Source organism: Bacillus sp. HMA207 (assembly GCF_003402455.1).
In the GTDB taxonomy this organism is placed as follows: Bacteria; Bacillota; Bacilli; order Bacillales; family Bacillaceae_G; genus Bacillus_A; species Bacillus_A cereus.
The window spans coordinates 1-2383 of record NZ_BEZT01000015.1 but is presented as its reverse complement, the minus strand read 5'-3'; the positions used below and the strand labels follow the sequence as shown (position 1 = coordinate 2383).

Here is a 2383-nt window from a genome sequence, read left to right as displayed (position 1 = left end):
GTTAAGCTCTCTAGCGCCGATGGTAGTTGGGACCTTGTCCCTGTGAGAGTAGGACGTCGCCAAGCAAGAACCTAAGTTATTTTGACTTAGGTTTTTTTGTGTTTATTTTTATTATTTTAAATTTAAAGGTAAGAATTACCTTTTCAAGAATATAGTCCAGATGTAAAAAGAATGTTTGTGATCTTACATAACCTTTTGTGCTTTTAAAGGATTTTACATTAGAAAAAATCTATAATTAAGGTAGTTAACATATATTTTTGATGGGTGTGGGGAATTATGAAAGAAATATGCATGTTATTAGTGGCTGTTATATTATGGGGCACAGCCATTGCGCCAACAAAATGGGCGTTAGAATCTATTCAGCCGTTTACTTTGTTATTTATTCGTCTTTTCTTTGCAGGTGGAATTTGTATGCTATTCTCATTTAAGGAATTACAAAAATCAGTTGTACATAAAAAAGTTCCATGGAAAAGAATGAGTTTGTTAGCTTTTACCGGTGTAGCTGGTTATTTTATGTTTACATCCTACGGCATTTCTTTAACAAGTGGATTACATGTGAGTATTATAGATGCTGCATTACCATTAGTTACAATTCTTTTTTCAGCACTCTTTTTGAAAGAGAAAATTCGATTGAATTATTGGATAGGAATTATATTGGGTGCTATAGGAGTACTCTTTATTACGATTCCATCTAAAAGTGCTAATCAAGAAGTGTCCTTAATAGGAGATATACTAATATTATTAAGTACTTTTCTATTTGCTTTCTACACAGTTTTGCTAAAACGACCAAAACAAGAACAGTATTTATCAAACGAGGTTTTTACAACATTAACTTTAATTATTGGAGCTGTTATTCTCTTACCGTTTGCACTGATAGAAATTTTTTATTACGGTCTTCCAAAGGTTGAAACTTGGAAAACGGGACTTAGTGTAATATACCTTGTTATTGGAGCAACAATTTTAGCATATTGGTTTTGGAATAAAGCGCTAGAGAGAGTTTCAGCATCAGTAAGCGGATTATATTTAAATGCATTACCATTAATAAGTATTATTACTTCAATTATTCTATTAAATGAATCTCTGACATGGAGAGTAATAATGGGAGCGAGTTTAGTCTTAATTGGAGTAGGATGGGCGGATAAGCAAAAGTTATGTAATCTATTAAAAGGTAACAAGGTGGAGAATAGAGACTGTTAAACAGTATGATTTATATAATTGAAATGTTAAAAAGATACCTTATATATGAGGGATCTTTTTTATTTAGCAAAGATAATAGACTAAAGTTAGTATGGATATTCTTTGCTGTATTTATATGTGTCGAAATCATTTTGAAATATTGTTTGGACAAGTTGTATACATTCAGTATCATAAAAGCTTTCAAAAGTTGGATGACGTGGAAATAAAGGATCAGTAATATCGCCTTCGCTAAAATTCCCTTTATAAATCATGGCGGGAGTTTGATGATGCCATGATGTTGAGAACTCATTTATTGGTGCGGTTTTTAATTCGAAACGCTTTTCTAATTCTTTCATTTCCTGATCGAAGTTTTCTAAGTATATATAATTGGTCACATATTCTTCTTCACCAGCTATATATTGTTGTGTGAAATGTGGGTTAATATCACTTGCGTGAGCCCCTTTTATAAATAGATAGTATAGAAATTGTTTAAATGAGATCCCTTTGGAGGAATTTTCATCTTGATATAAAAACTTTCGGATGGGTTTCCATTCGGGATTTTCCATATAAGGAGGTCCAATTAAGGATACGAAAGAACTGACTGCTCTCCTATAAGGGTTACGAACAAGTTTAAAAGTTTCTTTTTGTTTTTCTCGTAACGCTACTCCTAGTCGTACACTATAAGCAGGTGTACTTTTGTATATATCATATTCATAATTATGAATGAAAGGACTATAACTTAGAGCGGTTTGTAATAAATCAATCTGGTAAAAGAACCACTTAGCAAGAGAAGTACAGCCGCTTTTTTGACTCCAAAATAGAATGATTGGAAACTTCCTATGATAGTGTGGGCTTCTTGAATGGGAGCTTATGATGTGTAATAAAGAAGGATTGAACAAGTTCTACACTCCTTTCAGTTATCTTATTGATATGTATGAGAAATAAAAGGGGGATATGAGAGTCTTTTTCATCTTTTTAAAAAAAATGAAAGATTAATATTGACTATTATTATATAGAGGTGTAATATAGGAAAAGTCGCCGATGACAATAACGTCGCAAGCGACAAACGAAATAAAAAAACTTAGTTGACATTAACTAACGAAGATGTTAACATAAGGAAGTCGCAAATGAGCGACCAAGTAGTTCTTTGAAAACTGAACGAAACAAACAACGTGAAACGTCAATTTTTATTTTAGATGCTAGACAA

2 protein-coding genes are annotated in these 2383 nt (G+C 32.1%); one reads left to right on the top strand and one right to left on the bottom strand.

Features of this window, described 5'->3' with window-relative positions; genetic code table 11:
- The first annotated feature begins 276 nt into the window (after positions 1 to 276).
- Positions 277 to 1197: a DMT family transporter gene (locus HMAS_RS27495; protein ID WP_000658276.1), complete on the top strand. Its 921-nt coding sequence runs from the start codon at positions 277 to 279 to the stop codon at positions 1195 to 1197.
- A gap of 86 nt (positions 1198 to 1283) precedes the next feature.
- On the opposite strand, the gene HMAS_RS27490 is transcribed toward HMAS_RS27495, so the two are convergent.
- A complete protein-coding gene (locus HMAS_RS27490) occupies positions 1284 to 2075 on the bottom strand; it encodes a sulfotransferase family 2 domain-containing protein (RefSeq protein WP_000483017.1) in 792 nt (263 codons plus the stop codon).
- Between the last annotated feature and the right edge of the window lie 308 nt (positions 2076 to 2383).

What these genes read in the sequence shown, in the direction of transcription:
- HMAS_RS27495 (WP_000658276.1), top strand. Translation starts at nt 277, where the DNA reads ATGAAAGAAATATGCATGTTATTAGTGGCTGTTATATTATGGGGCACA.